The sequence below is a fragment of the Modestobacter sp. SYSU DS0511 genome, assembly GCF_054050755.1.
This window is the reverse complement of the sequence record NZ_JBJGZY010000007.1, coordinates 33,275-59,768: the sequence shown is the minus strand read 5'-3', so window position 1 is coordinate 59,768 and position 26,494 is coordinate 33,275. Positions and strand designations below refer to the sequence as shown.

Here is a 26,494-nt window from a genome sequence, read left to right as displayed (position 1 = left end):
CGGCGCGCACGGGCGACCGGTGACGAGGTCGGTGGACGGGGAGGCGTGGACGTGGTGCTGCGACGTGCCCGCCGGCTGCTGGCCCGGCGACCGCTGGTCGTGGTGGCCAGCCCCGCCGAGGTGCTCGCCGGAGCCGACCCCCGGCTCCTCGACGACGTCGAACGGGCGCGCAGCGAGGCGCTCCGGGACCCGGCGGACCGGGACGCCTACGTCGCCGCGCACCTGCTGGTGCGCTGGTGCGCCGCCGCGCTGACCGGACGGCCGGTGGCCGACCTGGCCGTGCGCCAGTGGTGCTCCGACTGCGGGACGACGGGGCACGGCCGCCCTTCCCTCGTCGGCCTGCCCGACGTGCAGGTCAGCTGGGCGCACACCCGCGGCGCTGTGGTGGCGGCTGCTGCGTGGCACCCGGTCGGGGTGGACGTCGAGGCGCTGCCGCCGGGCGGTCCCGCGGCCGGACCGTTCCCCGGGCTCGCTGCGGCCGAACAGCGGCAGGTGCGTTCGGCGGCCGATCCGTCGTTGCTCGCCCTCCGGTTCTGGGTGCGCAAGGAGTGCCTGGTGAAGACGGGCGTGGCGTCGCTGAGCGGGATGCACCGGCTCGACCTGTCCCGGGTGGCGGAGCGTCGGGAGCAGGCCGGCTGGTCGGTCGCCCGCTACCGCGGCCTCCATCTCGTCGACTGGTGCGATCCGGCGCGGGGTGCGGTGGTCTCGGTCGCGGGTGCGTCCACGCCGGACGTCCGGTCGCTCGCCGACCTGCCCCCGGTGCACCCGTGATCCTGAACGGGCAGGCGCCGCGTCTCGGAGAACGGCAACGGGTCATTGCTTTCCGTCATCGGACACTGACCGAAATAGGTCGACATTCCGCGTGGCGGGGAAGGTGGTGGCCTTTTCCCACCATGCACCGAGTTGCCGTTCATGATCGCGAAGAGAGGCTCCGGCCACGTCCGGCGGCCGCCGCGAGGACCGCGGGAACGATGTCCGCCGCGGGCACCCGGTCACCGATCCAGAGGAAGTGTGTGTGCGCACCCGAATCGCGTTGCTGACCGTCCTGATCACCGCGTCGCTGCCCGCCGCCGTCGCGTCGGCGGAGCAGCCGGTCGCGGTCGACGCCCCGGTCACGGACGAAGCCGGCGTCCTCGGGGACGGCGCGGCCGCGGCGGAGGACGCCCTGGCGGAGCTGCGGTCGGAGACGGGGCTCGTGCTGTCCGCCGTCTTCGTGCCCTCCTTCGACGGCGAGGACGACGACGCCGACTGGGCGGAGCTGACCGCAGCGGAGTCGGAGCTCGGTGACGAGGAGCTGCTGCTGGCCGTCGCGACGGACGAGGCCGAGTACGAGTGGTGGATCGGGGACGAGTCACCGGTCGAGCCGGATGCCGTCGAGACCCTGATGAGCGAGGAGGTCGAGCCGGCCGTCGTGGACGGGAACTGGTCCGGCGCGGTGGTGGCCCTGGCCGACGGGCTGCAGTCGACCGAGGTCGTCGACCCGGCTCTGCCGTCGTGGTCGGGGGAGCGGACGGCGGCGGTCGTGGTCGCCCTGGGCGCCGTGCTGACCGCGCTCTACCTCGTCTCCCGGCGGAGCGACCCGGTCGCACGGGAGCCTGCCCCGGCGGAGCCCGACAGCCCGGTGGGGTCGAGGTGACCCGACGGTCCACGACGTGGCGGCTGCACCAGCGGGCCCGGTGAGCGGGCTGTACCCGCCGATCGAGCCGTACGCGACCGGGATGCTCGACGTCGGCGACGGCCACTCGCTGTACTGGGAGGTCTGCGGCAACCCCGACGGCAAGCCCGCGGTCGTGCTGCACGGCGGCCCCGGGCAGGGCTGCACCCCGGGGATGCGGCGCCAGTTCGACCCGCGGCGTTACCGGGTGGTGCTGGTCGACCAGCGCAACGCCGGACGGAGCACCCCGTGGGCCGGGGAGCCCGAGGTCGACCTGTCGGCCAACGCCACCCCGCACCTGGTCGCCGACCTGGAGCGGCTCCGGGAGCACCTGGGCATCGACCGCTGGCTGGTCAGCGGCGGCTCGTGGGGCGTCACCCTGGCGTTCGCCTACGCCGAGTCCTTCCCCGAGCGGGTCACCGAGCTGGTGCTGGCCGCGATCACCAACGGCGACCGGCGGGAGACCGACTGGATCACCCGGGACATGGGTCGGGTGTTCCCGCGGGAGTGGGAGCGGTTCCGGGACGGGGTGCCCGCCGCCGAGCGCGACGGCGACCTGGCCGCGGCCTACAGCCGGCTGCTGCACGACCCGGATCCGGCCGTGCGGGCGCGGGCCGCCCTGGAGTGGTGCACCTGGGAGGACGTCCACGTGTCCCTCGCCCCGGACGCCCAGCCGTCGCTGTCGGTGGCCGATCCCGGTTTCCAGCTGGCTTTCGCCCGGCTGGTGACCCACTACTGGAGCAACGGCTGCTTCCTCGACGACGGCCAGTTGCTGCGTGACGCCGGCCGGCTGGCCGGGATCCCGGGCGTGCTGGTGCACGGCCGGCTCGACGTGAGCGGACCGCTGGACACCGCCTGGCGCATGCACTCCGCGTGGCCGGACAGCGAGCTGGTCGTCCTCGGCGACGCCGGACACGGGGGCGCCACCATGCGGGAGGCCATGACCGCGGCGCTGGACCGGTTCGCCGTCCGCCGCTGACCGCCCCGCCCTCAGCTCCCGGGGTCCTCGGACGGGTCGCGGGTGGCCCAGTCGTCGTAGACCACCTCGGAGCCGGGCAGCTCGGCGCGCAGCGCGGCGGCGAGCTCCTCGCCGCGTGCGGCGAACTCGGACCGGTGCCCAGGGTGGTCCCAGCCGTCCTCGTGGTGGAAGTGCGCGTCGAAGAAGGCCGCCCACTCGCGGAGCCGGAGCTGCAGCTCGGGGGAGAGGCCGAGCCGGTACCCGGGGGTCATGCCGGTGGTCCACAGCGGCCACTCGGTGGTGTAGTCGGGGAAGAGGCAGACCCGCGGGGCGAGCTCGCCGGCGCTCGACGGCGTGGTCACCGGGCCGCTGCCCGGTGCATCACCCAGGTGTGCGGTGCGCCGCCGGGTGGGTCGACCTCGCCGACGACGGCGAACCCCAGCCGCTCGTAGAGCCGGACGTTGCCCGCCGCCGAGGTCTCCAGCAGGGCGCTCGCCCTCGCCGCGTCGACCGCCTCGAGCCCGGCCCGCAGCAGGGCCGTGGCCAGGCCGCGACCGCGAGCCGCGGGGCGGGTGCCGACGCAGGCCAGGAACCAGTGCTCGCCCGGTGGGTGCAGGGCGGTGCTGGCCTCCTCCGCGGCGGCCAGCACCGGGCCGCGGTCCCCGAGCAGCGCCCCCACCTGGTCGGCGACCAGCTGTGCCGTCGCCGCCGACGGGGCGGCGTCGGGCCGGACCCAGCACGCCGCGGCGAGCACCTGCCCGTCGTCCTCGGCCAGCCAGGTGCCGTGCGTCTCGACGCCGAGCAGCCCGGCTTCCAGCCGGTACAGCCCGGTCAGCCGGTCGCGCAGCCCGTCGTCCCCGAGGGCCCAGCGCACCCAGGGGTAGTCGGTGAAGGCGTGGGCGAGGGCCTCGCCGATGGCGTGCGCGTCGGTCGCCCGCGCCGGGCGGACGGTGCTCAGCTGACGTACCGCCGGGCGGTCGATCTCCGCTGCGCGTCCTCCAGCGCGGCGAACCGTGCCTCGGCGTGCGGCGGCAGCACCCGCCGCTCGCGCACCAGCCACGGCAGCCCGCGGATCGCGGCCAGGAGCCCGCGGGCGGTCACCCGGTCCTTCGGCACGGTGCGCAGCAGGTGCAGCGTGCGGCGCAGCGCCGGCCTCAGCGGGCGGCGCAGCCACGTCGTCCAGAGGGTGTTGCGGATGCCGTCGGCCCGCCGCTTGTGCGGGTCGCGCGCGGTGCTGGCCTGGTGGTGGATGGTCAGCTCGGGCAGGTAGCAGAGCTCCCAGCCGCGGGCGGCGAGGTCGCCGGCCATCAGCTCCTCCTCACCACCCAGCCACAGCCGCTCGTTGAACCCGCCGACCTCGTCGAAGGCCTCGCGGCGGACCACGCTGGCGCCGGCGAGGAAGCTGCCCAGCGCGGGGCCGGGCAGCCAGTCGGCGCCGACGACGGGGGAGTCGCGCAGCTCGGCCACGATCGGGTCCTCGGTGCTGCCCGGTTCGACGAGGATCCGGGCGGTGACCACGGCCAGCCGGGGGTGGGCGTCGAAGGCGTCGGCGGCGGCGCGCAACGAGCCCGGGTCCCACCAGGTGTCGTCGTCGCAGAAGGCGACGTAGGGGGTGTCCAGCCGGGCCACCCCCACGTTGCGGCCCACCGCGCCCAGGTTCGCCGGGCTGGCGATGAGCTCGGCCCAGGGGTGCTCCCGGCGGACCGCGTCGGCGGTGCCGTCGGACGATCCGTTGTCGACGACCACCACGTGCGGCTGCTCGGGCAGCGCGCGCAGCCGGGTCAACGCGAGAAGCAGTTCGTCGCGGCGGTTGTGCGTGATGACGACGACGGCCACCCGCGGGTCGGTGCCGGTGGTGGCCGGTTCGGCCAGTTCGCTCGTCATGAGTGCTGCAGCTCCCGGACTCCGGACATCACGGTCGTGGGCAGGACGCGGCGTCGGCGCAGGGCGGCGGGCACCCGGGGGAGGGCACCGGCCAGACCCCTCAGGCCCGGCCGCCCGGCGCGCAGCGCGCGCAGCAGCTGACCGGCCAGGTCGCGCAGCGGGTAGCGCATGAGCGCCGTGAGCACCCGGCTGCGCCACAGGCCGGCCTGCCGGTCGGCTGCCGGCTCGCGGCGTGGTGACGGGTGGTGGTGCACGGTGACCCCGTCGACGTAGGCCAGGCCCCAGCCGGCCGCAGCCAGGTCCAGCGCGAGGCGCTCCTCCTCGCCGGGGAAGCGGATCACCGGGTCGAACCCGCCGGCCGTGGTGAACGCCTCGGTGCGCACCAGGGCCGCGCAGGCCACGAAGCCGAGCAGCGACGGGCCGGGCAGGTCCGGGTCGGTGCCGAGCGGGCTGGCCGCCATCACCTCGCAGACCGGGTCGAGGCGTTCCTCCGGTCCGACGAGGATCCGGGCGGCCAGCAAGCCGAGCCGGGGGTGGGCGCGCATGATCGCCACCGCGCGCGCCAGGTCGCCCGGCGCCCACCAGGAGTCGTCGTCGGTGAAGGCCACGAACGGGGTGCCGGCGCGCTCGACGCCGACGGTGCGGGCCAGGGCGCCGGCGTTGTCGGGCAGCGGCACGACCGTGACCTCGGGGTGGGCGGCCCGGACGGCTGCCACGGTGCCGTCGGTGGAGGCGTTGTCGACCAGGACGACCGGGGCCTCGTGCCGGGGCAGGCTGGCGAGCAGGTCGTCGCGCCGGTTGCGGCTGGCCACCACACAGGTCACCGCGGGGCGCGTGGGGTCGAGCTCGGTGATCACGTGCGCACCGTGCCCGGCGTCGGGGCCGGTCAACCCCGGTCCTCGATCACATCGGCCACCGGGCCGCAGAGGTGCGCGGGGTCGGCGAACAGGCCGCTGGCCGGGCCGGTGCCGGCGATCGCGTCGGCGGCCAGCACCACCGCGGCGGCGGTCCAGGTGGTGCGCTCGACCGGCCACCGCGCGTCGTCCGGGTAGACGAAGCCGGTCCAGTACGAGCCGTCGTCGGCCCGCAGGTGCTGCATCGCGGCCAGCTGCTCGGCGGCGTCGTCCGGTCGACCGCACGCGGCGAGCGCGAGGGCCAGCTCGCAGGTCTCGGCCCCGGTGACCCAGGGCCGGTCGGCGACGCACCGCACGCCGAGGCCGGGCACCACGAAGGTGTCCCACCCGGCGGCCAGGCGCTCGTGCGCGGCGCGGCCGGTGACCGCGCCGGCGAGCACCGGGTAGTACCAGTCCATCGACCACCGGGAGCGGTCGGCGAACACCTCGGGCCGTTCGCGGAGCGCCGCGCCCAGGCCGGTCGCGGCGAGGTCCCAGTCGGGCTGGGGCTGCCCGACCACGTCGGCCAGCGCGATGCCGCAGCGCAGCGACTGGAAGAGGCTGGCGTTGCCGGTCAGCAGCGCCGTGTCGTCGGGGGTCCCGTCGGGCCGCAGCGCCCAGCCGATCGCCCCGGTGGGCAGCTGCATCGCCGTCACCAGGTCCAGGGCGCGCCGGACGGCCGGCCACAGCCGGTCGACGAGGCCGTCGTCGCCGCAGCTCAGCCAGGAGTGCCAGACGCCGACGGCCAGGTAGCCGGCGTGGTTGCTCTCGGTCCCGGGGGCGACGACGGCGCCGTCCCGGTACTCCGCGGCCCACGACCCGTCGGGCCGCTGGCGGGCGGCCAGCCACTCGTAGGCGGCCGCGGCACGAGTGTGTTCCCCGCCGACGTCCAGGGCCATCGCCGCCTCGACGGAGTCCCAGGCGTCCAGCTGCCCGCCGCGGAACCAGGGCAGCGCGCCGTCACCCGCCTGCTCGGCCGCGATCGCGGCGACCGTCGCCCGCAGCTGGTCGGCGCGCAGCACACCGGGCAGGTCGGGGAGGTGGTCAGTCATCGGTGCCCCGTGCCACCGGCTTCTCGGCGTAGACCACCAGGCTCTTGCCGATGACCGGGTCCAGCAGCCGCTCGGCGGTGCGCGTCACCCACGGGCGGCGCACCAGGTCCCAGACCAGCAGCCGGTGGTAGGCCCGCGTGGCCCAGGTGTCCCGGTCGACGCCGACGGCGCACTTGAGCCACCAGTAGGGCGCGTGCAGCGCGTGCGCGTGGTGGGTGCGCGTCGGGCGCAGCCCGGCTGCGGCCAGCCGCTCCCACAGCTGGTCGCCGCGGTAGATGCGGATGTGCCCGCCCTCGTTGGCGTGGTAGTCGTCCGACAGCGCCCAGCAGACCCGTTCCGGACCGTAGCGGGGCACGGTGACCGCCACCCGGCCGCCCGGTCTGAGCACCCGGGCGATCTCGGCGAGGGCGGTCCGGTCGTCGGGGATGTGCTCGAGCACCTCCGAGGCGATGACCCGGTCGACGCTGGCGTCGGGGACCGGCAGGGCGCGCAGGTCGCCGCGCGCGACCTCGGCCGCGGCGCCGGGCGGGGCCTCACCGGCTGCCGCGATCGCCTGCAGCCAGGTCCGGGTCGTGGTGACCTCGGCGGCGCCCCAGTCGACGGCCAACACCTCGGCGCCCCGGCGGTAGGCCTCGAAGGCGTGCCGGCCCTCGCCGCACCCCAGGTCGAGCACCCGCATGCCGGGGGCGACGCCGAGCAGGTCGTAGTCGACGGTCAGCACGCGGGAGCGCTCCCTGCCCGGGGCCCGTCCGGCGCACGCCGGACGAGCACCTCCTCGTACCAGGCCGCGGTGCGCTCGGCGGTGCGGCGCCAGGTGTAGTTGGCCAGTACGCGGGCGCGCCCGGCCCGGCCCAGCTGGTCCTGCAGCGAGGGGTGGTCCAGCACCAGCTGCAGCGCGGCGGCGAGCCGGTCGACGTCGCCGGCGGGCACCTGCACGCCGGCGTGCGAACCGACCACCTCCGGCAGCGCCCCGGCGTCGGTGGTCACCAACGGGGTGGCACAGGCCATCGCCTCGACCGCGGGCAGCGAGAAGCCCTCGTACAGCGACGGCACGGCGACCGCCGTGGCGGTCTGCAGCAGCCGTACGAGTTCCGCCTGCGGAACCGGCCCGGTGACGCGCACCGCCTCCTGCAGCCCGAGCCGCGCCAGGGCGGCGGCCGCCGGGCCACCCGGGCGGACGCTGCCCACCACGACCAGGCGGACCTCCCGCTCGGTGCGCAGCTTGGCGACCGCCTCCAGCAACGGCACCAGCCCCTTCAGCGGCACGTCGGCGCTCGCGGTGACCAGCACGGTGGCCGGGTCGCGCGGGGCGGTGCCGGGGCGGAACACCTCCGGGTCGATGCCGACCGGGATGACGTCGACGGCGCGGGCGGGCACCCCCATGTGCCGTTCGATGTCGGCGCGGCTGTTCTCCGAGACGGTGGTGATGGCGTCCAGCCGGCGGGCGACCCGCGCCTGCATGCCGGTGAAGGCGTACCAGCGGCGCAGCGTCAGCTGCCGGCGCAGCCCGGGGGCGGCGGCGAGTTCCAGGTCCCGGTCGATCGCGACCGGGTGGTGGACCGTGGCGACGGTCGGGAGCCCGGCGCGGCGCAGGCCGAGCAGCCCCCACCCCAGCGACTGGTTGTCGTGCACCAGGTCGAACTCGCCGGTGCGGCGGCGGAGCAGGCGGGCTGCCCGCAGGCTGAAGGTGAGCGGTTCGGGGAAGCCGGCGGTGCACATCGTCGCCCACTCCAGGACGTCGACCAGGTCGCGGAACTCCGCGGGCCGGGGCGTGCGGAAGGGGTCGGGCTCGCGGTAGAGGTCGAGGCTGGGCACCTCGGTCAGCGGCACGCCGTCGGCCAGCTCCGGGTACGGCTGGCCGCTGAGCACCTCGACCCGGTGGCCGAGTTCGCGCAGCTCGTGCGACAGGGCCCGGACGTAGACACCCTGACCGCCGCCGTGCGGCTTGCTCCGGTAGGACAGCAGTGCGACGCGCAACGACCGTCCCATGCCCGGACTCTAACCAGCGGTGCAGGTCCGCCCCGCGCACGGCCGGGACGGTGCGGAACGCCCGGTCGCCCACCGGCCGGCGGCCTGGCAGGGTGCGGGCATGCTGCGTCACGTCGTGCTCTTCACCTGGACCCCGGAGACCTCCCCGGAGGTGCGTGCCGCCGCCGTGGCCGCGCTGCGCCGGCTGCCGGCGGAGGTCGGGGGCATGACCTCCTTCGCGGTGGGGCCCGATGCCCATCTGGTCGACGGCAACGCCGACGTGGCGCTGGTGGCGGACTTCCCCGACGTGCAGGCCTTCCGCGCCTACGCCGACGACCCGCGGCACCTGGCCGTGCTGACCGAGCACGTGCGCCCGCACCTGGCGAGCCGGACGGCGGTCCAGTACGAGGTCTGAGCGCGAGGAGCGCCCCGGGTCGTCACCGCGGCGCGGGTGCGGGGCCACCGCGGGGGCGGTGTCGGGCACGGGTACGGGCAGGCGCAGGGGCACGGGCGGCAGCCTGGCCGGTCGCGGAGGTACTCGGCCGGTCGTCGTCCACAGCTGACGGCGTCGTCCACAACCTGGCCCGGACCGGTGATCGACGGCCGCCGCACGGCGAGCCTCGTCGCCATGACCGCATCCGAACGCCCTGCTCCGGTCCGCCTCAGCGGCCCCGGCGACGTCGCCGCCGCCCTCCCGCACCTGGTCGGCTTCCACCCGGTCGAGTCGCTGGTCGTCCTGAGCCTGCGGGACCGGGGGACGCTGGTGGGCCTCACCGCGCGGGTGGACCTGCCGTCCCCGGCCGACCGCGACCAGGTGGTGCGCGGGCTGGTCCACTCGGTGCTCACCGACGCCCCGTCGGCGGTCGTCGTCGTGGTGGTGACCGACGAGGACGATGACCCGGCCCCCCAGCTGCCGCAACGGGAGCTGCTGCACCGGACCGTGCTGGAGTTCGACGCGGCCGGGGTGGCCGTCCGGGACGTGCTGCTGGTGCGCGGCGGCCGCTGGTGGTCCTACGACTGCGCCGACCGGTGCTGCGCCCCGGGCGCCGGGCGCCCGGTCCCCACGGGCACCAGTCAGCTGGCCCTCGCGGCGACGCTCGAGGGCCAGGTGGTGGAGGCCGACCGGGCGGCCCTGGTCCGGCGGGTCGCCCCGGTCGGCTTCCTGGCGGCCGAGGGGATGGCCCGGGCCTGCGACGAGGTCGGCCAGGTCATGGCCCGGCGGCTGCTGGGCACTGCCTGGGAGGAGGTGACCGAGGAGTCCTGGGAGCTGCTCCGCGCCGCCGTCGACCGCTGCGGCCCGGGCTCGACCGCCGCGCTGACCGACGCCGAGGCCGCCCGGCTGGCCTGGGGGCTGCGCGACATCGACGTCCGGGACCGCGCGGTGGGGCTGTGCACCGGGCCGTCGGCGGCCGGGGCCGAGCAGGTGTTCACCGAGCTGACCCGGCGGGCGCCGGCGCCGCTGGACGCGGCGCCGGCCACCCTGCTCGCGGTCACCGCGTGGGCCCGGGGCAGCGGGGCGCTGGCCAACGTGTCCCTGGACCGGGCGCTGGCGAGCGAACCGGGCTACACGCTCGCGGTCCTGCTGCGGCGGGCGCTGGACGCGTGCCTGCCGCCGGCGGCCATCCGCGACCTGGTCCGCGAGGCCGCCGACCCGCCCGTCGTGCCCCGGCTCCGACAGTCGGCGCCGGACTGGTGGCCCTGGTGAGAGGTCACAGCAGGGCGGGCCGCTCCCACTCCTGGCCCAGCACGTGCTCGGCCAGGAACCCGAGCACCGTCTCGTACCAGACCGTCGCGTTGCCGGGGGTGAGCACCCAGTGGTTCTCGTCGGGGAAGTAGAGGAACTTCGACGGCACCCCGCGCTTCTGCAGGTCGTACCAGAGCCGCAGCCCCTCGCCGATCGGCACCCGGTAGTCCTTGTCGCCGTGGATGACCAGCATCGGCGTGCGGATCGCGTCGGCGTAGCGGTGCGGCGAGTTCTGCTCGTACCGCCGGGGCTCGGTCAGCGGGTCACCGAACTCCCGCTCCCAGTAGTAGGCGGAGTCCGTCGTCCCGGCGAACTGGTCCAGGTGCCACAGGCTCGCGTGGGTCACGATCGCGGCGAACCGGTCGGTCTGGGTGGCGATCCAGTTGGCCATGTAGCCACCGAAGGAGCCGCCCATCGCCGCGGTGCGGGTCGCGTCGATCTCCGGCAGCGCCTCGGCGGCGTCCACCGCGGCCATCAGGTCGGTGTACGGGGCGCCGCCCCACTCACCCCAGCCCCGGCGGACGAAGTCCTGTCCGAAGCCCTGCGACAGCGCCGGGTTGGGCAGCAGGACGGCGTAGCCGCGGGCGGCCAGCAGCCACGGTGTCCACCGCCAGGACCAGCCGTTCCAGCTCATCAGCGGGCCGCCGTGCACCCACAGCACCAGCGGTGCCGGCTGCCGGGCGCTCGCTCCGTCGGGCAGCACCAGCCAGGACTGCACCCGGGTGCCGTCGGCAGCGGTGGCGTCGAGCTCGCGGAGCGTGCCGGGGAGGGAGTCGACGGTGCCAGGGTTGGGCAGCGGGGTGGGCTGCTGACCGGTCGCGACCGGGTCCAGCCGGACCGGCACCGGCGGGGAGTCGTAGGCCGAGCGCAGGGCGTACAGCGCGCTGCCGTCGCGGGCCACCTGCAGGTCGCTGTAGGCGCCGTCACCGGTCAGCCGCACCGGGGCGGCGCCGTCCAGCGCGACCCGGAAGACGGCGTGCCGCCCGTCCTCGTCGGCGAGGAAGTACACCGCGGTGCCGTCGGCGGCGAACTGCGGCGCGCTGGGCCAGCGGTCGAAGTCGGCGGTGAGGTCGCGGGAGTCGGCGGTGACCGGGTCGACCAGCAGCAGCGTGTAGTCCGGCGGCTCGCTGAACGTGGAGGCCGACTCCCGCACGCACACCAGCCGGGTGGAGTCCGGGGAGAAGCGAGGGGAGTGGACGTCGGCCTGCGGGTCGTCGACCAGCACCCGGGTCCGCCCGGTGGCCACCTCGGTGAGCACCAGCCGGGAGCGGCGGCCGGCCGGCCCGTCGGGCACGTCCTCGCCGCGGGCCACGAACCGGCCGTCGGGGGAGACGGCGACGTCGTCGCCCGCGCCCAGCGGGGCGGCCGCCTCGGGGGTCAGGTCCCGCCACTCCGCGGGCTCGGGACGGGCGCCGGCGGCCGGGTCGGCGGGCAGCCGCCCGAGCCAGTACAGGTGCGGGACCGCGGGGCCGAGGTCGTGGTCCCAGAAGCGCACCGGGTAGCTCTCGTGCAGCACCGCGGTCACGCCGGCGTCCGCGCGCTCCTTGCGCCGCTGCTCGTCGTCGGCGGCGTCCGCCGCGCCCGGCGTGGTCGAGGCGAGCACCGCCACCTCGCCGGTGTCGGCGGCGACCAGCACGCCGCTGATGCCGGCGACCCGCTGCAGGGCCAGCCGTGCCTCCCCGCCGTCGGCCGGCAGGCACCACAGCGCCGGCTTCGGCTCACCGGCGTCCTTGCCGGCGTCGGGGTCGGGGCGGGCGGAGGTGAACAGCAGGTCGCCCGCGGGGGTGAACACCGGCGCGGACTCAGCGACCGGCCCCCGGGTCAGGCGCCGCGCGGAGCGGCGCCCGGCCGGGTCGACCTCCCACAGGGCCGACTGCCAGGCGGTGCCCGCCGGGTTCAGCGTCGCGACCGCCGTGACCAGCCGGGTGCCGTCGGGGGAGAGGGCCAGGCCGCCGAGGCGTGGCAGCGCCATGAAGTCGGCGAGCCGGTGGAACGGGGTGGCCTGCGGCTGGTCGCCGGAGGGAGCTGCGGAGTCGCTCACCGGTGCCTTCTCTCTGTGCGTCCGGGCGGGGCACCGCCGAGCCTAGTGAGGAGATCGTGAGCCCGGCGAAGGAGTTGTCGGCCCGGTGGCCGGGCGCCGGAACGACGCGAGCCGCGGCCCCGGTGGGGGTCGCGGCTCGCGGGAGCTGCCGGTCGTGCCGTCAGCCGACGCCGGCGGTCGCCTCGGCGGCCTCGACCGGGGTGAGGTCGTCGTCGACGGCGCTGACGAAGACGTGCTGGGCGACCCCGGGCTGCAGCGGCACCCCGTCGACGAGGACGGCGCCGTTGGACAGCGACGCGGTCACCGTCGAACCGGGGCGGACGCCCTGGTCGGCCAGCGACCGGAGGAGCTGGGCGTCCTCCTGGAGCTGCTCGCTGATCCGGCGGACCACCACCTGGCGCCCTTCGGGCGTGGCCGTGGTGGAGAGCAGGGTGAGCGCGTCGAGCACCGCGGAGGTGTCGCCGCCGAGGGCGTCGAGGCCCGGGATGGGGTTGCCGAACGGGGAGACCGTGGGGTTGTCGAGCAGGGTGAGGATCTTGCGTTCCACCGCCTCGCTCATCACGTGCTCCCAGCGGCAGGCCTCCTCGTGGACGTCGGCGTAGTCGAGGCCGATCACGTCCACCAGCAGGCACTCGGCCAGCCGGTGCTTGCGCATGACGGCGGTCGCCAGCTCGCGCCCCTCGTCGGACAGCTGCAGGTGGCGGTCGCCCTGCACGGTCAGCAGCCCGTCGCGCTCCATGCGGGCCACGGTCTGGCTCACGGTGGGGCCGCTCTGGTGCAGGCGCTCGGCGATGCGGGCCCGGAGAGGGGTGATCCCCTCTTCCTCGAGCTCGAAGATGGTCCGGAGGTACATCTCCGTGGTGTCGATGAGGTCGTTCACGTCCACTCCTCCGTCAGGTGCCGAGGATTCTACGAGGCGTCGGCCACCCGGCGGGCTCCGACGACCCGACGACCCGACGACCCGACGACCCGACGACCCGACGACCCGACGACCCGACGCCGCGGCGGCGCGGGGTGGCCGGCGCCCGGTAGCGTCCGGGCACGGCAGAGCCGGCTGCTCGCCGGGGAGCAGCGGTGGTTCGGCACCGCCGTGCCTGCCGAGGACGAGGACCAGCGAGGGAGGGCCCGTGAGTGACTCCGTCGCGGTGGTCTGGGACGACGCGCTGCTCGGCTACACCATGGGCGGCGACCACCCGATGCACCCGCTGCGCCTGGAGCTGACCATCGAGCTGGCGCAGTCGCTCGGCGTGCTGGACCGGCCCGGGCTGGAGGTGCTGCGGCCCACCCCGGCCGACGAGGACCTGCTCCGGCTGGTGCACGGCCAGGGCTACCTGGACGCGGTGCGGCGGGCCCCCGACGACCCGGCCGCCGCCGGGCACGGCCTCGGCACCCCGGACAACCCGGTCTTCGCGGGCATGTACGACGCGGCCGCGCTGATCACCGGCGGCAGCGTGCTCGCCGCCCAGCAGGTGCACTCCGGCAAGGCCCAGCACGCGGTCAACATCTCCGGCGGGCTGCACCACGCCATGCGCGACACGGCCTCCGGGTTCTGCGTGTTCAACGACGCAGCCGTGGCGATCGCCTGGCTGCTGCGCCAGGGCTACGAGCGGATCGCCTACGTCGACCTGGACGTCCACCACGGGGACGGCGTGCAGGCCGCCTTCTACGACGACCCGCGGGTGCTCACGGTCAGCGTCCACCAGACGCCGCTCACCCTGTTCCCGGGCACCGGCTACCCGGAGGAGACCGGTGACCCGCAGCGGGCGCTGGGCAGTGCGGTCAACCTGGCGCTGCCCAACGGCACCGACGACGCCGGCTGGTTGCGCGCGTTCCACGCGGTGGTGCCCAGCGTGGTGCGCGCCTTCGCCCCGCAGATCCTGGTCACCCAGTGCGGCTGCGACGCCCACCACGAGGACCCGCTGGCCGACCTCGGGCTCACCGTCGACGGTCAGCGCGCCTCCTACCGGGCGGTGCACGACCTGGCCCACGAGGTCTGCGACGGCCGGTGGATCGCCCTGGGCGGTGGCGGATACGGACTGGTGCGCTGCGTGCCGCGCGCCTGGACCCACCTGATCGCCGAGGCCAGCGGTGACCGGCTGGCCCCGTCCACGGAGATCCCGCAGGCGTGGCGCGACGACGTCCGCCGCCGCGGACTGCGGGTCGAGCCTCCCGAGTCGATGACCGAGGGCGGCTACGTGGGCTTCCCCCGGTGGGACCCGTTCACCGAGAACCGGGTCGACCGGGCCATCCTGCGCACCCGCACGGCCGCCTTCCCCTACTTCGGACTCGACCCGGACGACCCCCGTGACTAAGGACCACCTCGCCCCCCACCACTCGCGAGCTCGTGGCGGGCCCCTACGAGGTGGCCGGGAGAACCCATGACCGAGGACCCATCCGTGAGCCCCGCGCCGCCGCCGCACTGGGAGGCCGACGTCGTCGCCGCCGACGGCGGCACCGTGCACCTGCGCCCGATCACGCCCGAGGACGCCGACGGCATCGTCGGGCTGATGGACCGCAGCAGCGAGCAGACCCGCTACTACCGGTTCTTCGGCCCGGTGCGGCGCCTGTCGGACAAGGACCTGCACCGGTTCACCCACGTCGACCACGTCGACCGGGTGGCCTTCGTCGTCCTGCTCGGCGACGAGCTGATCGGGGTGGGCCGCTACGACCGGCTGCCGGGCACCGCCGACGCCGAGGTCGCCTTCCTCATCGAGGACGCGCACCAGCGCCGCGGGCTGGGGTCGGTGCTGCTGGAGCACCTGGCCGCGGCCGCCCGTGAGCGGGGGATCAGCCGCTTCGTCGCCGAGGTGCTCAGCCAGAACAGCGCGATGGTCCGGGTGTTCCAGGACGCCGGCTACTCGGCCCAGCGGTCCTACGAGGACGGCGTCGTGCACCTGACCTTCCCCATCGCCCCCACCGAGCAGTCGCTGGCGGTGGCGCACGAGCGCGAGCAGCGCAGCGAGTCGCGGTCCATCGGCCGGCTGCTGACCCCCGGCTCGGTGGCGGTGGTCGGCGCGAGCAACGACCCGAGCAAGGTGGGGTCGGCGGTGCTGCACAACCTGCTGGAGTACGGGTTCGCCGGGCCGATCTACCCGGTCAACCCCGCGGTGCGCCACGTGCGCGGCGTGCCGGCGCACGCGGACATCGAGTCGATCCCCGACGACGTCGACCTGGCCGTGCTGGCCGTGCCCGCCGAGGAGGTCGCGGGCGTCGTGGAGGCCTGCCGTCGCAAGCGGGTCAAGGGGCTGGTGGTCATCTCCGGCGGGTTCGGCGAGACCGGGTCGGAGGGCCGGGCGGCGGAGCGTGCGCTGGTGGCCTCGGCCCGGGCGTCGGGCATGCGCGTGGTCGGCCCCAACTGCCTGGGCGTCGTCAACACCGACCCGGCGGTCCGGCTGAACGCCAGCCTGGCGCCGTACGTCCCCGGGCGGGGCCGGGTCGGGTTCTTCGCCCAGTCCGGCGCGCTGGGCGTGGCACTGCTGGAGCGGGCGCGGGGACGCGGCATCGGGCTGTCCAGCTTCGTCTCCGCGGGCAACCGTGCCGACGTCAGCGGCAACGACATGCTGCAGTACTGGGCCACCGACCCGGCCACCGAGGTGGTGCTGCTGCACCTGGAGAGCTTCGGCAACCCGCGCAAGTTCGCCCGGCTGGCCCGCAGCGTCGGCCGCACCAAGCCGGTCGTCGCGGTCAAGAGCGGCCGGCACGTGAAGATGACCGCCGGGCTGGCCGGCACCAGCGTCGCGGTGCCCGAGCAGTCGGTCGCGGCGCTGTTCGCCTCGGCGGGTGTCATCCGGGTCGACACCCTGGCCCAGCTGTTCGACGTCGGCACCCTGCTGGCCCACCAGCCGCTGCCGGCCGGTGACCGGGTGGCGATCGTCGGCAACTCGACCGCGATGGGCGTTCTGGTCGCCGACGCCGTCCTGGACCGGGGCCTGCAGTTGGCCCACGACCGGCCGGTCGACATCGGCACCCAGGGGGACCCGGAGGACTTCCGGGCCGCCCTGCAGGCCGCGGTCGACGACGACGCGGTCGACGCGGTCGTCGCGGTGTTCCTCCCGCCGTTGCTCAGCGGGGAGCAGACCTTCGGCCGGGTGCTGCGCGAGGTCTCCGAGGGGGCGGCGAAGCCGGTGGTCGCCAACTACCTGTCCACCGACGGCATCCCCGACGAGCTGGCGGTGCGCGACGAGCACGGCATGCCGGCCCGGGGGTCGGTGCCGTCCTTCTCCACTCCCGAGCGGGCGGTGATCGCGCTGGCCAAGGTCAGCGAGTACGCCCGCTGGCGGCGACGGCCGATCGGCGTCGTCCCGGACCTGGACGGGATCGACGAGGAGGCCGGCCGCACGGCGGTGCTCGGCGCGCTGACCGGCACGCCCGCCGGCCGCGACCTCACCGACGAGGAGACGATGGCCCTGCTGCGGGCCTACGGCATCCCGCTGCTGGGCACCCGCCGGGTGGAGGACGCCGATGCGGCGGTCGCCGCCGCGGAGCAGATCGGCTACCCGGTGGTGCTGAAGTCGACGGCGCCGTGGCTGCGCGACCGTCGCGACCTGGGTGGGATGCGGTTCGACCTGGCCGACGCCGAGGATGTGCGCGCCGCGTTCGCCGCCATCCCGGCCGGCGATCCGGTGATCGTGCAGGAGCAGGCGGCTCCGGGGGTGGGCACGGTCGTCGAGGTGGTCGACGACCCGTCCTTCGGTGCGCTGGTCAGCTTCGGCCTCGGCGGGGTGGCGACCGACCTGCTGGGCGACCGTGCCTACCGGACGCTGCCGCTGACCGACCTGGACGCCCACGAGCTGGTCCGGGAGCCCCGGGCGTGGCCGCTGCTCGACGGCTACCGGGGGAGTGCGCCGGTGGACACCGCCGCCCTGGAGGAGCTGCTGCTGCGGGTGGCCCGGCTGGCCGACGACCTGCCGGAGGTGCTCGGGCTGACGCTGGAGCCGGTGATCGTCGGACCGGCCGACGCCTGGCACGGTGGCCGCTCGCTGGTGGTGGCCGGTGCGGCGGTCAGGGTGGGGCCGCCCACCGCCCGCATCGACCAGGGCCCCCGGAGGATGTTCCGCCCCGCCGGGTCCTGAGACGCGAACGAGCCGGTCACCCGAGGAAGGGTGACCGGCTCGTCGATGCTCCAGCCGGGCGGTGGCTCGGCGCCACAGGGGCACGGAACCTGGCCGCGGTGACGGCCGGGAGGCCGTCAGCCGAGGTAGTCCCGGAGGGCGTCGGCGCGCTGCGGGTCGCGCAGCTTGGTCATCGTCTCGCGCTCGATCTGGCGCACCCGCTCGCGGGAGAGCCCGAACCGCTTGCCGATCTGCTCCAGCGTGCGCGGCTGCTCGCCGTCCAGACCGAAGCGCATGATCACGACGTCGCGCTCGCGCTCCTCCAGGGTCTCCAGGACGTTGCGCACGTCGCCCTTCATCATCTGGAAGGCGACGGCGTCCTCGGCGACCGCGGCGTCGGCGTCCTCGATGAAGTCGCCGAGACGGGACTCCTCGTCGGCGCCGACGGTCTGGTCGAGGCTGACCAGGTCGCGGGAGTACTCGAGCAGCTCGGTGATCCGCTCGGGGGTCATGTCGAGCTCGAGACCCAGCTCCTCGGGGGTGGGCTCCCGCTCCAGCTCCTGGTGGATCCGGCGCCGGGTGCGCACGACCTTGTTGACCTGCTCGGCCAGGTGCACGGGCAGCCGGATGGTGCGGCCGGAGTCGGCCATGGCGCGGGTGATGGCCTGGCGGATCCACCACGTGGCGTAGGTCGAGAACTTGAAGCCCTTGGTGTAGTCGAACTTCTCGACCGCGCGGATCAGGCCGACGTTGCCCTCCTGGATGAGGTCCAGGAACGTCATGCCGTGGCCGGTGTAGCGCTTGGCCACCGAGACGACCAGCCGGAGGTTGGCCTCCAGCAGGTGCGCCTTGGCCGCCTTGCCGTCCGCGGCGAGCAGCTTGTAGTCGCGGGTCAGCGCGGGGGTGAGCTTCTTCTCGGCCAGCAGCCGGTCGGCGTAGAGGCCGGCCTCGATGCGCTTGGCCAGCTCGACCTCCTGCTCGGCGGTCAGCAGCGCGGTCTTGCCGATGGTGTTGAGGTAGACGCGCACCAGGTCCGTCGACACCAGGCCACTGGTGTCCGGGGCACGGCGCGGCGAGCGCACCTCGAGGGTGTCGGTGGTGGAGGACTGCAGCAGCGTCACGATGAGTCTTCGTCCTTGCTTCGGTGTCCGGATGCACCGCGGCCGTCGTCGGCTCGCTGCACATCCCGGCGTGGTCGGTCAGAGCGTCGGCCCGGTGGCGCCCGGGGTGGCTCTCCGCCCGTGATGTCCGTTGTGGTACGTCGTGTGCAACGGACCGGACCGGACGGGTGTTCCGACCCCGGACAACTCACAGGCAACGGCCAGGTGTGACTGACAGCACTCTTCCCCGTACCCGGTGCTGACCGGATCAGACCTCGAGTTGCAAGGTCATCGGGCCCTCGTTGACCGAGGCCACCTGCATCCGCGCGCCGAAGCGCCCGGTCGCCACCACCGTCCCCCGGCGGCGCAGCTCGGCGACGACCTCCGTCACCAGCGGTTCGGCGACCTCGCCGGGCGCCGCGTCCTGCCAGGAGGGGCGGCGGCCCTTGCGGGTGTCGGCGTAGAGGGTGAACTGGCTGACCACCAGCACCGGCAGGCCCAGGTCGCCCACGGACCAGGCGCCGTCGTCGGTGGCGAAGACCCGCAGCTCGTGCAGCTTGCGCGCCAGGGCGCGGGCCCGGTCGGCGTCGTCGTCGCGCCCGGCGCCGACCAGGGCCAGCAGCCCGGCACCGATCTCCCCGACGACCTCGCCGTCCACCGTCACCGACGCCGAGCTCACCCTCGTCACCACTGCGCGCACCGAGCCATCCTCACCCGGGCCGGTCGGGCAGGATCACCTGCGTGCCGACCCTCCGCCTCACCCAGGACGACGCCGCCGACGACCTGCTCGGACGCGACCCGCTCGCGCTCCTCCTCGGGATGCTCCTGGACCACCACGTGCGTCAACGAAGCAGTGACCGTTCGGCCAGCGGCGTGTGACCCGGTGGGCGGTGCCGTTCGATCGTGCACCCGGTCACGAGGTGGGACGTCGTGACCGGGGGGTCTGCGGCCACAGGGTCCAGGGCAGCGGCCAGCCCAGTGCCCAGATGATCACGCCGGCGGTCAGGCCGTTGATCCAGCCGGCCAGATGCACGGTGCGCCCGGGGTCGTCGACGGCGAGGATGGCCAGGCCGAGCAGGCCACAGGCGACCGCCCACCCGGCGAGCGCGCGGGCCCACAGCCGCCACTCGTAGCGGGCCCGTGCCTGCCCGTACTTCGGCCGGCGGACGGGTGACGGGCTCCCGGCGAAGCGGTGGGCGAAGCGCTGATCGGCCCAGCTGAGGGTGATCGGCCCGAAGGCCACGGAGAAGCCGATGTAAACGGCGGCGAGCCCGTGCGCGGCGCCGGCCGTGCTGCCGGAGCGGAGGTCGAGGACGGAGGCGGTGAGCAGGACGAGGTCGAGCACCGGGGGGCCGGCCAGCAGGACCGAGCTGGTGCGGCGCAGACGCAGGAGGTAGCGGGTGACCAGGCCGGCGCCGAGCAGGCACCAGAAGCCGATCTCGCAGGCCACGATGAGGGCGATCAAGAACTCGCTCAACTGATGGGCTCCACTCAGACCGCCGTGCCGGTGACGGCAGGGTCCGCGACGGCAGGACGTGGCGCACGGCGCATCAGCCAGGTGCGTGGGCCAGCGTCGGGCAGGTCGACGACGGCGGTGATCGTGAAGCCGAGGCGCTCGTAGAATCGCACGTTGCGCGGCGCGCTGGTCTCCAGGTGCACCGGCAGGCCGTATCGGTCGGCGCGGGCAAGGCCCGGCTGCAGGGCAGCTGCCCCCAGGCCCTGCCCCTGCTGGTCCTGCGCCACGCCGACGCTGGCCAGCAGCAGGTGCTCGCCGCAGGGCCGGTGCGGGGCGAGCAGTTCCTCGGCGGCGGCCGCTGCGGCCGCACGCTTGCCGGCCAGCTCGGCGGCCACCGGGCCGACCTCGCGCCAGACGTGGTCGGGAACGGCGGTGCCGGGCAGCCAGACGGCGACGGTGACCAGGGTGTCGTCGGTGTAGCCGAGGTCGACGTGCCCGTGGGGCAGGGCGACGGCGCTGAGGTACAGGTGCTGCAGCGCGGTGAGCCGCCGTTCGTGGTCGTCGGCGGCGACGGTCCAGCGGGTCCACGGGTAGTCGGTGAAGGCGTCGGCGAGTAGCGCGGCCGCGATTGGGGCGTCGTCGGCCGTGGCGGGGCGCTGGTGCAGCGTCATCGCTCCTCCGTGTGGTGCCGGGTCGGTGTCAGGTGGCGGTAGGCGGCTGGGGTCCAGGCGGCGAGCATCTTGGGCCGCAGGGTGGCGCCGAGGCGGCGGTAGAAGCGCTGGACGTCGGCGTTGTCGACCTCCATGCCCCAGCGGATGAGCAGCTGTTCGGGCGCGGCAAGAGTGGCGAGGGCGGCCATGAGCTTGCGGCCGACGCCGGCGTCGCGGTGGCCGGGACGGACGTAGAGGTCGTCGAGGCTGAGCGCGTCCCCGCCGGTCCACAGGTGCAGCTGGCGGACGGCGGAGACGTAGCCGATGGCGCGCTCGGCGAGCAGCACGATCACCTCGGGTCGGCCGAGCAGCAGGCGTCACTGAGCGACATCGACGTGCACGTGCGGCCTGGTCCTCGTGGGCCGCTGTCTCGCCGACCATCGTGGCGGCGGCGTCGGTCGGCATGGCCCGCCGGATGGCGACGCCGGGGGTCGCCGTGGCGGCGGTGCCGAGTCGGGTGGTGGACGCCTCGGTCGTGGTGGGCTCCTCGTGAGAAGGGTGCCGGTAGGAGTCGGCGGCGCCGGCCCGGTGGGGCGGGCCGGCGCCGGAGCGGTCACTGGGAGGCGATGGCGGTGAGCACGTCGAGCCGGGCAGCGCGGCGGGCGGGCAGCAGGCCCGCGGCGAGGCCGGCGAGCACCGCGGTGGCGACCACGGCCAGCAGTTGGCCGACCGGGACCTCCATGACGAACGGGTTGTCCCCGGACAATCCGGCCAGGGTGGCCGCGGCCAGGCCGAGGCCGAGACCGGTGCCCACGACCGCGGCGACGGCGGCGATGAGCACCGCCTCGGCGCGGATCATCCGGGACAGCTGCCTGCGGGTCATGCCGACCGCGCGCAGCAGGCCGATCTCGCGGGTCCGCTCGACGATGGACAGCGCCAGGGTGTTGGTGATGCCCAGCAGCGCGATGAGGACTGCGAAGCCGAGCAGCACGGTGATCAGCCCGAGCACCTGGTCCACGGCCGCGGCGCGGCCGGCCGCGGCCTCGGCCTGGTCGAGCACCTCGGCGTTGGGGAAGTCGGCGACCGCTGTCCGCAGCGCGGTGCGCGCCTCGGCCGGATCGGTGCCGTCAGCGAGGGTGACGTACACGGTGGCGTCGACGTTCTCGCTGAAGTGGGAGGCGTAGGTGTCCAGCGAGATCACGTAGTTGGTCGACAGCGCGCGAGCGGAGTCGTCGGCCATCAGGCCGACCACTCGCAGCCGCTGCTCGCCGTCGCGCGGGAAGGTGAGCGCGAGGGTGTCGCCGACGGACAGGCCGCGCTCGGCGGCGACGCCGTCGGCGAGCACGATCCCGCCGGACTCGAGGGCGGCCAGGTCACCGGCGGTCATCTCGACGTCGGCGACACGGGGCAGGGTGGCCGGGTCGACGGCGGTCAGCGCGCTGGTCATGCCGGCGTCGAGCCAGTGGCCGTAGCGCACCGAGGAGACGGCGGGGACCTCGGGCAGCGCCGCGACGCGGGCGGCGACCTCTGGGGAGAGCCCGCCGAGCATCTCGTCGCGGCTGCTCTGCACGAGCAGGTCGGCGGTGATCGCCTCGGTGGACGCGGCGCCGATCGCCTTGACCGAACTGCCGAGCACGGTGACGAAGCCGATGAGGGCTAGGCCCAGGGCGAGGGCCATCGCGGTGGCCGCGGTGCGCCGCGGGGTGCGCACCGTCGACTCCCGCGCCAGCTGCCCGGGCACGCCGAGGCCGGTCAGCGGGCGGCCGACCGCCTGCGCCAGCCGCGGCGTCAGGACCGGGGCGAGCACGATCAGGCCGGCCAGCAGCAGCACCGCGCCGACGGCGACGCCGGCGATGTCGCGCAGCAGCGCGGCGGTGACCAGTCCGACGCCGCCCAGGGCGAGCGCGGCCCAGCCGATGATCAGCCGGGCCCGGCGGGGCCGGGCGGGCGCCGGGGCGGCGGCCCGGATGGCCTCCACCGGGGCGGTGCGGGCGGCCCGTCGGGCCGGGCCGAGCACGGCCAGCAGCGTGATCACCGTGCCGGCGACCAGGCCGACGACGATGGTGCGGGCAGTGACGGTCAGCGGCCCGTCGGGCAGCGCCAGGCCGGCGCCGGAGGCCAGCCCGCGCAGGGCATAGGCGGCCCCGATGCCGGCGGCGGTGCCGCTGGCCGCGCCGGTGACGCCGACGAGCAGCGCCTCACCCAGCACGGAGGCGAACACCTGCCGGCCGGTGGCGCCGGCCGCGCGCAGCAGCGCCAGCTCCCCGGCGCGCTGGGTGAGCACGATGCCGAAGGTGTTGGCGATGAGGAACGCCCCGACGACCAGCCCGGCGGCGGCCAGCGCCAACAGCACGATGCGCAGGTAGTCGATGCTCTCCTTGGCCGCGTCGGCGCTGGCGGCGGCGGCATCCTGGGCGTTGCTGACGGCGTAGTCCTCGCCGAGGGCCGCGGCCAAGTCGCTGCGAAGGTCGGCGACGGCGACGCCGTCGGCGGCGAGCACGTCGACCGAGGTGACGTCGGTGCCGAGGTCGAGCAACGCCTGCGCGGTGGGCAGGTCGACCAGCACAACGGTGCTGTTGGCCAGCCCGTCGGCCTCGCCGACACCGGTGAGGCCGACGACGCGCAGCTGCCGGCTGCTGGTCGCCGACACGGTCACCGTGTCGCCGAGATCGATGCCGTGGTCGGCGGCGGTGGCCGCGTCGAGGACGACTTCCCCGTTTCCGGCCGGAGCGCGGCCTGCCTGCAGGGAGTAGGCGGTGAACGGTGCCTCGGCCCATGTGCCGAGCAGGGTCGGCCCGGCCGGGGCTACGGCCTGCCCGGCCACCTGCAGCTGCCCCGGTCCGGAGGCGATCGGCCGGACCTCTTCGACGCCGGGGGTGGCCGCGATCCGGTCAGCGAGGACGGCCGGCAGCGGGTCCCGCTGAACCTCGACGCCCATCGCGGCGTCGAACGCGGCGGCACCGCGGACGATGAGGTCGACCCCGGCGGCCGTGGTGCGGAACTGCTCGTCGAGCAGGCGGCTGCTGGTGTCGGTGAGCACCAGGCTGCCGGCGGCGAACGCGACGCCGAGCGCGACGGCCAGCCACGTCAGCGCCAGCCGGGAGCGGTGCGCGAGCGCGTTGGCGAGGGCGAGTCGGAACATCGCGGCTCACGCCCCCGCTCGCGCGTCGAGCCTGGCCATGCGGGCCAGCACGGTCTCCGCGGTGGGGTCCGGCAGCTGGTCGACGATGCGCCCGTCGGCGAGGAAGACGACGCGGTCGGCGGAGGCAGCGGCGACAGGGTCGTGAGTGACCATGACGATCGTCTGGCCCAGGGTGCGGGTGGCGTCGCGGAGGAAGGCCAGCAGCGCCGCGCCGGCGCGGGAGTCGAGATTGCCGGTGGGCTCGTCGGCGAAGACGAGCTCGGGGCGGGCGATCAGCGCGCGGCCGACGGCGACCCGCTGCTGCTGCCCGCCGGACAGCTGCGCGGGGCGGTGGTCGAGTCGGTCACCCAGGCCGAGCATTCGGACCAGCTCGGCGAGCCAGGCAGGGTCGGGACGGCGACCGGCGAGGGTGAGCGGCAGGGCGATGTTCTCCGCGGCGGTCAGCGACGGGATGAGGTTGAACGCCTGGAAGACGAAGCCGAGCCGCTCGCGGCGCAGCAGGGTGCGGTCCCGCTCGGACAACGTGGTCAGGTCGGTGTCGCCGAGCAGGACCTGGCCGGAGTCGACGCTGTCCAGGCCGGCGAGGGCGTGCACCAGGGTGGACTTGCCCGACCCGGAGGGGCCCATGACGGCGGTGAACTCGCCCGCCGGGATCGTCACGGAGGCGCCGTCCAAGGCGTGGACGGTGGCTTCGCCGCGGCCGTAGGTCTTGACCAGGTCGATCGCGCGGGCGGCGATCGCCGGCGCGTCCTCACGCGTCGCGGTGGCCGTGCGAGAGGCCGGGGTCAGTTCTGCGGGGGCTGGCCGCGGGTGCGGCGGGAGAAGAGGGCGGGCGGGCATTGCGTCTCCTGGACGTGAGGTGGTCGCAGTGGTCAGTGGATGCGGCGCCGGCGCGGGGAGCGGGCCTTGGCGGACCTGGCGAGCCGGTGGAGGCGGGCGTCGCGGAGGAGCTCGCTTTGGCGGGCGTGGAAGAGCTCCTCGTAGAGCGGGTTCATGGCGGGTGTCCTTTCGCGAGGTGGGTAGCCGGGTGGTCAGGGCAGGACGCGGTAGCCGGCCGCCTCGATCGCCGCGGCGATGTCGGCGCGGTCCACCGGCCGCGCGGCGGTGACGGTGACGGTGCCGCTGGCCAGGTCGACGGTGGCGGTCTCGACGCCGCCGACGCCGGCGATCGCGGTGGTGACCGCTTCGCGGCAGTGCTCGCAGGTCATGCCGGTGACCGCGAAGGTGGTGGCGCCGATGAACGTGCGGGGCGTGCCGGACAGCATGGGGACTCCTCGACGAGCAGCTGTGGTGCGTTCGGTGATGAGAGTCGGCGAGCAGCTGGGGGCCTCTCACCGGGGAAACCGCCGGGATCAGCTGGGTCAATGGCCGTGGACGCCGAGTCCGTGGCCGTGTCCGTGGCCGCTGGTGCCGGCCGTCGGCTTGCCGCCGGGAACGGCGAGCGCGGTGAGGATGAACAGCCCGGCCAGGACGGCGGCGGTGACGGTGAAGGCACGGCCGTAGCCGTCGACGAGTCCGGTGACCGTGGCGAGGTCGCCGGCGACGGCGGTGAGCGCGGCGACGCCGAGGGCGGCGCCGATCTCGTGGCCGGTCATCATCAGCCCGCTTGCCAGGCCGGACTTCTCCGCGGGCACGTCGCTCATCGCAGCGACGGCGATGGCGACGAACATCGGGCCGACGCCGGCGCCGACGAGCAGGAACCCGGGCAGCACGTCGGCGGCGTAGGAGGCGCCGCCAGCACCGGCGGCCAGCAACAGCACCCCGGCGGCCATCACGACCAGCCCGCCGAGGATCAGCGGGCGGGCGCCGAGGTGGCCGATGACCTTCGACGCCGCGGCGGCGGCCAGGGTGATCGCGGCGGCCAGCGGCAGGACCTGCAGCCCCGCGACGAGCGGTGAGGAGCCGACGACCTCCTGCAGGTACAGCGAGGACAGGAAGATCGCGCCGACCACGGCACCGGTCACGCCGGCCATCACCGCCGAGGCCGACACCAGCGATCGCATCCGCCAGGTGGACGGCGGCACGAGCGGGTCGGCGACGCGGCGCTCGAGCCGGGCGAACGTGCACAGCAGCACCGCGGCCGCGGCCAGCGCGAGCCAGGTGCGCGGCGCGGCTGGGCCGGCAGAGCGGATGGCCTCGATGCCGAGCACCAGCGCAAGCAGCCCGGAGACCACGGTGACCGCACCCGGCGCGTCGAGGCGGCGCAGCGCGGCGGGCTGCGAGGTCCCCCGGGCCACGGCGCGCAGGGTGCCGGCGACGACGGCCACGCCGATCGGGACGTTGATGAAGAACACCGCCCGCCAGCCGAGAGCACTGGTCAGCGCCCCACCAAAGAGGACGCCGGCGGCGATGCCGAGGCTGCCGACGGTGCCCCACACGGCGAGCGCGGTCTGCCGCTGCTTGCCGGCGTAGGCGGTCATGATGATCGACAGTGCGGCGGGGGTGAGCAGCGCGGCGCCGGCGCCCTGCGCGGCGCGGGCCAGGATGAGGGTCAGCGGGGTCTGCGCCAGGCCGCTGACCAGCGAGGCCGTTGTGAACACGGCGACGCCGGCGAGGAAGGCTCGGCGTCGATCGAGCAGGTCAGCGATGCGCCCGCCGAGCAGCAGCAGCCCGCCGGAGAGCAGCACGTAGGCGCTGATCGTCCACTGGTAGTCCGCCGCCGACAGGTGCAGCCCCTCGCTGATGGACGGCAGCGCGACGTTGACCACCGAAACGTCCAGAATGACCATGAACTGGGCGGCGATCATCAAGGCGAACGCCGTCCACGGCTGGCGCGGCTCGTTCCCGGCCGCCGGCGGGTAGCTGGCGACGTGGTCGGTGCGGGGCGTGGCATGGCCGGGGGCGGGCCGGTGCCCGTGCGCGCGGGCCGCCGGTGCGGCGGTGGGGTGGGCCGACATGGCT

Annotated in this window: 27 protein-coding genes; 8 read left to right on the top strand and 19 right to left on the bottom strand. The window is 75.3% G+C overall.

Translation table 11 applies throughout. The features are described 5' to 3' along the window. The first annotated feature begins 51 nt into the window (after window positions 1-51). From ACI783_RS05475 to pip, 3 genes are all read left to right on the top strand, one after another. The gene (locus ACI783_RS05475) at window positions 52-771 is read left to right on the top strand and encodes a 4'-phosphopantetheinyl transferase family protein (RefSeq protein ID WP_457139497.1); all 720 of its coding nucleotides are present in this window, start codon (window positions 52-54) and stop codon (window positions 769-771) included. A gap of 244 nt (window positions 772-1,015) precedes the next feature. Then, window positions 1,016-1,636, top strand: a complete 621-nt coding sequence (locus ACI783_RS05470; RefSeq protein WP_457139496.1) for a TPM domain-containing protein — start codon at window positions 1,016-1,018, stop codon at window positions 1,634-1,636. A gap of 16 nt (window positions 1,637-1,652) precedes the next feature. Further along, on the top strand, window positions 1,653-2,633 hold the full coding sequence (pip, locus tag ACI783_RS05465) for a prolyl aminopeptidase (RefSeq protein ID WP_457139495.1): 981 nt from the start codon (window positions 1,653-1,655) through the stop codon (window positions 2,631-2,633). 11 nt (window positions 2,634-2,644) lie between these two features. On the opposite strand, the gene ACI783_RS05460 is transcribed toward pip, so the two are convergent. The 7 genes from ACI783_RS05460 to ACI783_RS05430 form a co-directional block, all read right to left on the bottom strand. Further along, on the bottom strand, window positions 2,645-2,974 hold the full coding sequence (locus ACI783_RS05460) for a hypothetical protein (RefSeq protein ID WP_457139494.1): 330 nt from the start codon (window positions 2,972-2,974) through the stop codon (window positions 2,645-2,647). Beyond that, window positions 2,971-3,486 carry a GNAT family N-acetyltransferase gene (locus ACI783_RS05455; RefSeq protein WP_457139493.1) on the bottom strand — a complete coding sequence of 172 codons (516 nt, stop codon included), beginning with the start codon at window positions 3,484-3,486 and terminating at the stop codon, window positions 2,971-2,973. Before ACI783_RS05455 ends, ACI783_RS05460 begins: the two co-directional genes overlap by 4 nt. Before the next feature lie 80 nt (window positions 3,487-3,566). Beyond that, the gene (locus ACI783_RS05450; protein ID WP_457139492.1) at window positions 3,567-4,496 is read right to left on the bottom strand and encodes a glycosyltransferase family 2 protein; all 930 of its coding nucleotides are present in this window, start codon (window positions 4,494-4,496) and stop codon (window positions 3,567-3,569) included. Next, on the bottom strand, window positions 4,493-5,386 hold the full coding sequence (locus ACI783_RS05445) for a glycosyltransferase family 2 protein (protein WP_457139491.1): 894 nt from the start codon (window positions 5,384-5,386) through the stop codon (window positions 4,493-4,495). Before ACI783_RS05445 ends, ACI783_RS05450 begins: the two co-directional genes overlap by 4 nt. Next, the gene (locus ACI783_RS05440) at window positions 5,383-6,441 is read right to left on the bottom strand and encodes a prenyltransferase (RefSeq protein ID WP_457139490.1); all 1,059 of its coding nucleotides are present in this window, start codon (window positions 6,439-6,441) and stop codon (window positions 5,383-5,385) included. The genes ACI783_RS05445 and ACI783_RS05440 overlap by 4 nt, the downstream gene beginning before the upstream one ends. Then, a complete protein-coding gene (locus tag ACI783_RS05435) occupies window positions 6,434-7,162 on the bottom strand; it encodes a class I SAM-dependent methyltransferase (RefSeq protein ID WP_457139489.1) in 729 nt (242 codons plus the stop codon). Before ACI783_RS05435 ends, ACI783_RS05440 begins: the two co-directional genes overlap by 8 nt. Then, window positions 7,156-8,430, bottom strand: a complete 1,275-nt coding sequence (locus ACI783_RS05430) for a glycosyltransferase family 4 protein (RefSeq protein ID WP_457139488.1) — start codon at window positions 8,428-8,430, stop codon at window positions 7,156-7,158. The genes ACI783_RS05435 and ACI783_RS05430 overlap by 7 nt, the downstream gene beginning before the upstream one ends. Window positions 8,431-8,530: 100 nt before the next feature. On the opposite strand from ACI783_RS05430, the gene ACI783_RS05425 reads away from it, so the two are divergent. Together ACI783_RS05425 and ACI783_RS05420 are read left to right on the top strand one after the other, a co-directional pair. Next, entirely contained in the window at window positions 8,531-8,824 is a 294-nt protein-coding gene (locus tag ACI783_RS05425) for a Dabb family protein (RefSeq protein ID WP_457080682.1), read from the top strand. 213 nt (window positions 8,825-9,037) lie between these two features. Further along, window positions 9,038-10,114, top strand: coding sequence for a DUF4192 domain-containing protein (locus tag ACI783_RS05420; protein ID WP_457139487.1), 1,077 nt, complete (start codon window positions 9,038-9,040; stop codon window positions 10,112-10,114). A 4-nt stretch (window positions 10,115-10,118) separates the two neighbouring features. Here ACI783_RS05420 and ACI783_RS05415 read toward each other — a convergent pair whose 3' ends face one another. Both ACI783_RS05415 and ACI783_RS05410 read right to left on the bottom strand, forming a co-directional pair. Then, complete coding sequence (locus tag ACI783_RS05415; RefSeq protein WP_457139486.1) at window positions 10,119-12,194, bottom strand: alpha/beta fold hydrolase; 2,076 nt, start codon at window positions 12,192-12,194, stop codon at window positions 10,119-10,121. A gap of 160 nt (window positions 12,195-12,354) precedes the next feature. Continuing rightward, a complete protein-coding gene (locus ACI783_RS05410; RefSeq protein ID WP_457080688.1) occupies window positions 12,355-13,074 on the bottom strand; it encodes a metal-dependent transcriptional regulator in 720 nt (239 codons plus the stop codon). A gap of 247 nt (window positions 13,075-13,321) precedes the next feature. Between ACI783_RS05410 and ACI783_RS05405 the strand changes: the two genes are divergently transcribed. Together ACI783_RS05405 and ACI783_RS05400 are read left to right on the top strand one after the other, a co-directional pair. Then, window positions 13,322-14,506: an acetoin utilization protein AcuC gene (locus ACI783_RS05405; RefSeq protein ID WP_457139485.1), complete on the top strand. Its 1,185-nt coding sequence runs from the start codon at window positions 13,322-13,324 to the stop codon at window positions 14,504-14,506. Between the two features lie 84 nt (window positions 14,507-14,590). After that, window positions 14,591-17,266, top strand: coding sequence for a bifunctional acetate--CoA ligase family protein/GNAT family N-acetyltransferase (locus ACI783_RS05400; RefSeq protein ID WP_457139484.1), 2,676 nt, complete (start codon window positions 14,591-14,593; stop codon window positions 17,264-17,266). Window positions 17,267-17,382: 116 nt separating this feature from the next. On the opposite strand, the gene sigB is transcribed toward ACI783_RS05400, so the two are convergent. Further along, entirely contained in the window at window positions 17,383-18,366 is a 984-nt protein-coding gene (gene sigB / locus ACI783_RS05395; RefSeq protein WP_457139483.1) for an RNA polymerase sigma factor SigB, read from the bottom strand. 247 nt (window positions 18,367-18,613) lie between these two features. Then, the gene (dtd, locus tag ACI783_RS05390; protein WP_457139482.1) at window positions 18,614-19,045 is read right to left on the bottom strand and encodes a D-aminoacyl-tRNA deacylase; all 432 of its coding nucleotides are present in this window, start codon (window positions 19,043-19,045) and stop codon (window positions 18,614-18,616) included. 41 nt (window positions 19,046-19,086) lie between these two features. Here dtd and ACI783_RS05385 point away from each other — a divergent pair, with 41 nt between their 5' ends. Next, complete coding sequence (locus ACI783_RS05385) at window positions 19,087-19,224, top strand: hypothetical protein (RefSeq protein ID WP_457139481.1); 138 nt, start codon at window positions 19,087-19,089, stop codon at window positions 19,222-19,224. A 34-nt stretch (window positions 19,225-19,258) separates the two neighbouring features. Here ACI783_RS05385 and ACI783_RS05380 read toward each other — a convergent pair whose 3' ends face one another. The 8 genes from ACI783_RS05380 to ACI783_RS05345 form a co-directional block, all read right to left on the bottom strand. Beyond that, on the bottom strand, window positions 19,259-19,822 hold the full coding sequence (locus tag ACI783_RS05380) for a hypothetical protein (protein WP_457139480.1): 564 nt from the start codon (window positions 19,820-19,822) through the stop codon (window positions 19,259-19,261). A gap of 14 nt (window positions 19,823-19,836) precedes the next feature. Continuing rightward, on the bottom strand, window positions 19,837-20,472 hold the full coding sequence (locus tag ACI783_RS05375) for a GNAT family N-acetyltransferase (protein WP_457139479.1): 636 nt from the start codon (window positions 20,470-20,472) through the stop codon (window positions 19,837-19,839). Then, window positions 20,469-20,798: a GNAT family N-acetyltransferase gene (locus ACI783_RS05370; RefSeq protein WP_457139478.1), complete on the bottom strand. Its 330-nt coding sequence runs from the start codon at window positions 20,796-20,798 to the stop codon at window positions 20,469-20,471. Before ACI783_RS05370 ends, ACI783_RS05375 begins: the two co-directional genes overlap by 4 nt. 266 nt (window positions 20,799-21,064) lie before the next feature. Beyond that, a complete protein-coding gene (locus tag ACI783_RS05365) occupies window positions 21,065-23,593 on the bottom strand; it encodes an ABC transporter permease (protein WP_457139477.1) in 2,529 nt (842 codons plus the stop codon). Window positions 23,594-23,599: 6 nt separating this feature from the next. Beyond that, window positions 23,600-24,433, bottom strand: coding sequence for an ABC transporter ATP-binding protein (locus ACI783_RS05360; protein ID WP_457139476.1), 834 nt, complete (start codon window positions 24,431-24,433; stop codon window positions 23,600-23,602). A 32-nt stretch (window positions 24,434-24,465) separates the two neighbouring features. Further along, a complete protein-coding gene (locus ACI783_RS05355) occupies window positions 24,466-24,588 on the bottom strand; it encodes a hypothetical protein (RefSeq protein ID WP_457139475.1) in 123 nt (40 codons plus the stop codon). A gap of 36 nt (window positions 24,589-24,624) precedes the next feature. Next, a complete protein-coding gene (locus tag ACI783_RS05350; protein ID WP_457139474.1) occupies window positions 24,625-24,858 on the bottom strand; it encodes a heavy-metal-associated domain-containing protein in 234 nt (77 codons plus the stop codon). Between the two features lie 96 nt (window positions 24,859-24,954). Continuing rightward, window positions 24,955-26,490, bottom strand: a complete 1,536-nt coding sequence (locus tag ACI783_RS05345; protein WP_457139473.1) for an MFS transporter — start codon at window positions 26,488-26,490, stop codon at window positions 24,955-24,957. Window positions 26,491-26,494: the final 4 nt, after the last annotated feature.

Excerpts from the sequence above, each read along its gene's own strand:
- ACI783_RS05425 (WP_457080682.1), top strand. The coding sequence starts at position 8,531 with ATGCTGCGTCACGTCGTGCTCTTCACCTGGACCCCGGAGACCTCCCCG.
- ACI783_RS05360 (WP_457139476.1), bottom strand. The coding sequence starts at position 24,433 with ATGCCCGCCCGCCCTCTTCTCCCGCCGCACCCGCGGCCAGCCCCCGCA.
- ACI783_RS05440 (WP_457139490.1), bottom strand. The coding sequence starts at position 6,441 with ATGACTGACCACCTCCCCGACCTGCCCGGTGTGCTGCGCGCCGACCAG.
- ACI783_RS05450 (WP_457139492.1), bottom strand. The coding sequence starts at position 4,496 with ATGACGAGCGAACTGGCCGAACCGGCCACCACCGGCACCGACCCGCGG.
- ACI783_RS05355 (WP_457139475.1), bottom strand. The coding sequence starts at position 24,588 with ATGAACCCGCTCTACGAGGAGCTCTTCCACGCCCGCCAAAGCGAGCTC.
- ACI783_RS05420 (WP_457139487.1), top strand. The coding sequence starts at position 9,038 with ATGACCGCATCCGAACGCCCTGCTCCGGTCCGCCTCAGCGGCCCCGGC.
- ACI783_RS05365 (WP_457139477.1), bottom strand. The coding sequence starts at position 23,593 with ATGTTCCGACTCGCCCTCGCCAACGCGCTCGCGCACCGCTCCCGGCTG.
- ACI783_RS05430 (WP_457139488.1), bottom strand. The coding sequence starts at position 8,430 with ATGGGACGGTCGTTGCGCGTCGCACTGCTGTCCTACCGGAGCAAGCCG.
- ACI783_RS05350 (WP_457139474.1), bottom strand. The coding sequence starts at position 24,858 with ATGCTGTCCGGCACGCCCCGCACGTTCATCGGCGCCACCACCTTCGCG.
- ACI783_RS05375 (WP_457139479.1), bottom strand. The coding sequence starts at position 20,472 with ATGACGCTGCACCAGCGCCCCGCCACGGCCGACGACGCCCCAATCGCG.
- ACI783_RS05345 (WP_457139473.1), bottom strand. The coding sequence starts at position 26,490 with ATGTCGGCCCACCCCACCGCCGCACCGGCGGCCCGCGCGCACGGGCAC.